The organism is Marivita sp., assembly GCF_965656765.1.
In the GTDB taxonomy this organism is placed as follows: domain Bacteria; phylum Pseudomonadota; class Alphaproteobacteria; order Rhodobacterales; family Rhodobacteraceae; genus Marivita.
Genome location: NZ_CBFHLV010000104.1, coordinates 1 through 6,068, shown reverse-complemented (window position 1 = coordinate 6,068; position 6,068 = coordinate 1). Strand labels below are relative to the sequence as shown.

5 protein-coding genes are annotated in these 6,068 nt (G+C 57.7%); all 5 read left to right on the top strand.

Annotated elements, in window-relative coordinates:
• A partial coding sequence (locus ACTG4M_RS16815; protein WP_439124823.1) for an ABC transporter ATP-binding protein occupies positions 1–1,793 on the top strand: 1,793 nt, incomplete at its 5' end.
• A 30-nt stretch (positions 1,794–1,823) separates the two neighbouring features.
• Positions 1,824–2,759, top strand: a complete 936-nt coding sequence (locus ACTG4M_RS16810) for an endonuclease/exonuclease/phosphatase family protein (RefSeq protein ID WP_439124822.1) — start codon at positions 1,824–1,826, stop codon at positions 2,757–2,759.
• Positions 2,760–2,763: 4 nt separating this feature from the next.
• The gene (gene argE, locus ACTG4M_RS16805; protein WP_439124821.1) at positions 2,764–3,930 is read left to right on the top strand and encodes an acetylornithine deacetylase; all 1,167 of its coding nucleotides are present in this window, start codon (positions 2,764–2,766) and stop codon (positions 3,928–3,930) included.
• Positions 3,927–5,276 carry an NAD(P)/FAD-dependent oxidoreductase gene (locus ACTG4M_RS16800; protein WP_439124820.1) on the top strand — a complete coding sequence of 450 codons (1,350 nt, stop codon included), beginning with the start codon at positions 3,927–3,929 and terminating at the stop codon, positions 5,274–5,276. Before argE ends, ACTG4M_RS16800 begins: the two co-directional genes overlap by 4 nt.
• Positions 5,277–5,352: 76 nt before the next feature.
• The coding region (locus ACTG4M_RS16795; RefSeq protein ID WP_439124819.1) for an amidohydrolase at positions 5,353–6,068 on the top strand (716 nt) is incomplete at its 3' end.

Sequence of the window (6,068 nt, the reverse complement as noted above, 5' to 3'; positions counted from 1 at the left end):
AAAACCTTCGGGTCGAATTTCAAACCAAAGCCGGCACGGTTGTTGGGGTTGAAGACGTATCCTTTGAGATCAATCCGGGCGAAACGGTTTGTGTTGTTGGCGAATCCGGGTCTGGGAAGTCGGTGTCTTCGTTGTCGCTGATGCGGCTGATCGAATACGGCGGCGGCGATATTGCAGGTGGTCGGTTGCTGTTCGACCGCAAGGATAAAGGCGAGATCGACCTTGCCGAAACCGATCAGGACTTGATGCGCACCATCCGCGGCAACGAGATCGGCATGATCTTTCAAGAGCCGATGACGGCGCTGAATCCGGTGTTCACTGTGGGCAAGCAGCTGACAGAAGGATTGCGCCTGCACAAGAATATGACCAAGGCACAGGCCGAGGAGCGGGCTCTGGACCTGATGCGGCAAGTGCGCATTCCCGAACCCGAGCGGCGATTGAAGCAATACCCGCACGAATTGTCCGGGGGCATGCGCCAGCGCGTGGTGATCGCGATGGCACTGGCCTGTGAGCCACGTTTGCTCATCGCAGATGAACCGACAACGGCTTTGGATGTGACCATTCAAGCCGAGATTCTGGCCCTGATGGACCGGCTCAAGCGCGAAACTGGCACGGCCGTCATGTTTATTACCCATGATATGGCCGTGGTGGCGCAAATGGCCGACCGCGTGGTGGTGATGTTCCGGGGCAACAAGGTCGAAGAGGGGACGGTCGAAGAAATCTTCGAGAACCCGCAGCACCCGTATACGCAATCGCTTTTGGCGGCCGTACCCAAGCTGGGCGAAATGACAGGCACCGATCTGCCGCGCCCGATGCGGCTTTTGGGCAAGGACGGGTCCGAAGTGCCGCCGATAACCGGATCGGAAGAGGTGCTTTTGCAGGTCAAGAACCTGACTACAAGGTTCGAGGTCAAAGGCGGTTTCTTTCGCCGTACGGTGGCCAATGTGCACGCAGTCGAAGACCTGTCATTCACGGTAAACAAGGGCCAAACCCTGAGCCTTGTTGGGGAATCAGGCTGCGGAAAATCCACTGCAGGCCGGTCTATCCTGCGTCTTGTCGAACTGATGCAGGGCAGTATTTTCCTTGATGGCAAAGACATTATGGCGCTCAGCCAGACCGATCTGCGCGACGCACGGCGCGACATGCAGATGGTCTTTCAAGACCCGTTCGCGTCACTGAACCCGCAGATGCAACTGTCGGATCAGGTGTCCGAACCGATGCGTAACTTTGGCATGGGATCATCCGATGAGATGCAGACACGCGTCGAAATGTTGTTTGACCGAGTCGAATTGCCGCGCAGTTTCATGCAGCGCTATCCCCATGAATTGTCCGGCGGTCAGCGTCAACGTATTGCGATTGCCCGTGCGCTGGCGCTGAATCCCAAGCTCATCGTGGCGGACGAAGCTGTGTCGGCTTTGGACGTGTCCGTGCAGGCGCAGGTGTTGAACCTGATGTTGGAATTGCAGGCCGAACTGGGACTGTCGTTCTTGTTCATCAGCCATGACATGGCGGTGGTCGAACGGGTCAGTCACTATGTCGGCGTGATGTATCTTGGCCGTATTGTTGAACTTGGCCCGCGTCGCGCGGTGTTCGAAAACCCACAGCATCCCTATACTCAGGCGTTGATGAAGGCGGTTCCGATTGCTGATCCACGCAAGCGCAAATCCGAGAAGGATCTGAACTTCAAACCGATTCCGTCGCCGATTCACGGCTTGGACTACGAACCTGAGCCGTCGATTTATCGCGAGGTTGAGCCCGGTCACAAAGTGCTGATCACCGACAGCGGATACTGACTTTGTGATGGTCGCTGTTAAGCGTTCGAGATGAGAAAAGTGTTCCATTGGGGTGTTCGAGCAGCTGTTGGGATGTTTGCGCTTGTCACGCTTGTTGCGTGTGCGCTGCATGTGACGAATTCCGAAGGGGATGCCATCCTTGATCCGCCGTCGGGCAACGCGCTTCGGATCGCCAGTTACAACGTTCACTACATCGTTCTGAGCGAAAAGACCGGCGCATGGTCGGTGGGGGATTGGGACCGACGCAAAGCGCCGTTGGACAAAGCCTTCAAGGCGCTGCAAGCTGACATCGTTGCGTTTCAAGAAATGGAAAGCTGGTCGCGGGGAAGCGATGGATCGGTCAACCTCAAGCGCGATTTCCTTGCTTCGCAAAATCCGAATTACGGCGTGGCCGCTACCGGGAATTGGCGCGAATTTCCCACGACGCAGCCGTTATTTTACTTGAAGGAGCGGTTGCAACCTGTTGATCAGGGTTGGTTTTTCTTTTCCAATACACCTGATGTGATCTACTCGCGGACATTCAATGGGTCTTTTCCCGCGTTTGCCACTTGGGTGCAGTTCCAAGATCGCGAAACGGGGGATCAATTTCGCGTGGCAAACGTGCATTTCGAATATTCCAGCCGTTCTAACCGGTTGCTGTCCGCTGCTCTTGTTCGTGATCGTCTACGGCCTTGGGTCGAAGCGGGCGAAACCGTATTTTTGGTGGGGGATTTGAATGCGCTGTATGGCGCGCAAACGATGGATATTCTTGAAGAAGCGGGTGTCCGTTTTGATCGAATTCCCGGGGCCACATATCACCTGAATAAAGGTGTGCATCTTATTGGTGCTATTGATCATTTAAGCCGCACGCCTGACGTTGAATTGAACAACGGGCCAGTTGTTGTGCAAGAGCGGTTTGACGGCGAATGGCCGTCGGACCATCATCCGGTCTATGCCGACTACCTGCTGCCCTCAGCCACAAAGTGAGCCCATGCAAAACCGTCTGACACCTCGTGCGATTTTAGACCAGTTGGTAAAATTTCCAACCGTTAGCCGTGACACGAACCTGCCCCTGATCGACTGGGTCGAGGCCTATCTGACCGAACACGGTGTCGAAAGTCATCGACATGTGAAAGCCGACGATCCTTTGAAAGCTGGGTTGTTCGCCCATGTCGGGCCCGAGGTGGAGGGCGGTGTTGTCCTGTCAGGTCATACTGATGTGGTGCCGACCGATGGCCAGCCTTGGAGCACCGATCCGTTCACCGTGACTGAGACCGATGGCAAACTGTACGGGCGCGGCACCACCGACATGAAAGGCTTTGACGCGCTGGCCATCTGGGCGTTGGTCGAGGCACAGCACCGGGGTGTGAAACGGCCCCTTCAGATCGCGCTAAGCTATGACGAAGAAATCGGTTGCGCCGGCGCGCCTCCCTTGATCGACGCGATGCAGGGCGTGGTGCCACGCGCTGACACGGTGATCGTTGGAGAGCCGACAATGCTCAAGGCGGTGACAGGGCATAAGGGCAGTGTGACATATGACATTAATGTGCACGGGTTCGAGGTGCATTCTTCTGTTCTTCATACCGGTGTCAGTGCGATCATGTATGGGGCCAAGCTGATTGAATGGGCCAACCAGATGAATGATGAAAGCTCTGCCGCAGCGCCATCACCGATCGCGGCGATGTTCAATCCCCCATACACGAATGTGCATGTCGGAGAGATCCATGGCGGCACCGCGCATAACATTACAGCCAAGGATTGCGTTCTTGTCATGGGGATTCGCGTGGTTCCCGGCGAAACGCTGGATGCGTGGGACTCCAGGTTGCGCGCGGCCGTGGCTGATGTGGAGGCCCAAATGCAGGCCGTTCGTCCAGAAACCTGGATTGAGATCAAGCCGAACTCGGCTTTGCCACCCTTCAAAACGGATGACGCAGGCAGCGCGGAAACCCTCGTGCGGCAACTGACTGGCGACAATGGCACGCAATATGTGTCCTACGGAACCGAGGCGAGCCATTTCCAAAACGCGGGCTATTCGGTGGTTGTCTGCGGACCGGGAGACATTGCGGTGGCGCATCAGCCAGATGAATACATCACCGTTGCACAATTCACGGAAGGCCAGGCATTCATGGAACGTTTGTTAAGCCAGCTGTCCGCATGATGGCGTTTCCGATCTCCGAGGCCAGCCCGATTGCCTTTGCCGGGCCACCACCACCAGAAACCGATGTGGTCGTTATCGGCGGTGGCGTCATCGGCGTGTGCACTGCACTGTTTTTGGCGCGCAAAGGCCGACGGGTCGTGCTGCTGGAAAAGGGGCGCATCGCCGGTGAACAGTCCTCGCGAAACTGGGGCTGGATTCGGCAGCAGGGGCGCGATCCTCATGAACTTCCTATCATGGTCGAAGCAAACCGCCTTTGGACCGAGCTTGCCAGCCAGACCAACGTGGACATTGGATTGGTGCGGTCAGGGGTGACCTATCTGGCCGAAAGCGAAAAGGAACTGGCGAGTTTTGCCGACTGGCTGCCCATTGCCACGGCGCAGGGCGTGGATACCGAGTTATTGGACAATGCAGGCCTGAAGTCGCGGTTTCCTGAACTGGCCAAGGGCGGCTTTACCGGGGCGTTGACGACGCCGACCGACATGCGGGCAGAGCCTTGGGTCGCCGTACCAGCATTGGCGGGCATTGCGGTGCGCGAAGGTGCGGTACTTGTTGAGGGCTGTGCCGCGCGCAAGCTTGACCTTGAGGCAGGGCGGATCCGGGGTGTGTTCACTGAAATGGGACGCATTGCCTGCTCTGATGTGGTGGTCGCGGGCGGCGCGTGGTCGTCGCTTTTTCTAAGGGCGCATGGCGTTGATATCCCCCAGCTTTCTGTGCGCGCGACAGCAGGGGCAACCGAGCCTGTGTCGTTGCCGCACGCGGGTGCCGCGGCGGCGGGTAAATTTGCCTTCCGCACACGCGCCGATGGTGGGGCATCGCTGGCTGCTGGTGGCTTTCACGAGCTGTTCGTCGGGCCTGACGCGGTGCGGGCGTTACCGAAATACCGGACGCAGTTGATGGCTGATCCGTTCGGGACGCGGTTTCTACCGGTCGCGCCCAAAGGGTATCCAGATGCGTGGGGGACAAAACGCCAGTGGGCCGAGGACGAAGTCAGCCCCTTCGAGGGTATCCGAGTTTTGAACCCGAAACCGAACAGCAGGAAGCTGAAAAAGGTCGCGGCAGAGGTGGAACATTTGTTTCCCGAGGTTGGACCGATCCGCTATCGGGCGATGTGGGCTGGGATGATCGACACGATGCCCGATGTGGTGCCTGTGGTGGACCGCGTCGATGCGATTTCCGGTTTGACCATTGGCACTGGCATGAGCGGGCACGGGTTTGGCATTGGTCCGGGTATGGGCAAGGTGCTGGCGGATCTGGTCTGCGGAGACAGCACCGGACACGATCTGCACCGGTTCCGGCTGTCACGTTTCAGCGATGGCAGTCGCATGGATTTGGGACCAGCGCTCTAGCCCCCCTTGAAGCTAGACATAGACTACGCCACGTTCTGTGGCAGACACTCCACTCACTCATAAAAGGACACCCGACATGCCGGTTAAAAACCGCTTTGCCGAATTGCAGACAGAAATCACCGCATGGCGACGGGATTTGCACGAGAATCCCGAGATTCTTTTTGACACGCATCGCACCAGCGCGCTGGTGGCGGACCGGCTCAAGGAATTCGGCTGCGATGAGATCGTCACCGGTATTGGCCGTACGGGTGTGGTAGGTGTCATCAAGGGCAAGACTGATACATCAGGCAAGGTCATTGGCCTGCGCGCTGACATGGACGCACTGCCTATTCACGAACAAACTGGGCTTGAGTACAAATCCAAGACCGATGGCGCAATGCATGCTTGCGGCCATGACGGACATACAGCAATGCTGCTGGGTGCGGCCAAGTACCTGTCCGAGACCCGCAATTTCGACGGCACGGTTGTGGTGATCTTTCAGCCCGCCGAAGAAGGTGGCGGTGGCGGTCGCGAGATGTGCGAAGACGGCATGATGGAGCGCTGGGGCATTCAGGAAGTCTACGGTATGCACAATTGGCCGGGCCGTCCCGTAGGAAGCTTTGCGATCCGTCCGGGCGCGTTCTTTGCCGCAACTGACCAGTTCGATATCATCTTCGAGGGCAGGGGCGGTCATGCGGCCAAGCCGCAAGAAACGGTCGATACCACCGTAATGGCGTCGCAGGCTGTGTTGGCGCTGCAGACGATTGCCAGCCGCAATGCGGATCCGATTGATCAGGTTGTCGTGTCAGTCAC

Excerpts from the sequence above, each read along its gene's own strand:
- ACTG4M_RS16810 (WP_439124822.1), top strand. The coding sequence starts at position 1,824 with ATGAGAAAAGTGTTCCATTGGGGTGTTCGAGCAGCTGTTGGGATGTTT.
- argE (WP_439124821.1), top strand. The coding sequence starts at position 2,764 with ATGCAAAACCGTCTGACACCTCGTGCGATTTTAGACCAGTTGGTAAAA.
- ACTG4M_RS16800 (WP_439124820.1), top strand. The coding sequence starts at position 3,927 with ATGATGGCGTTTCCGATCTCCGAGGCCAGCCCGATTGCCTTTGCCGGG.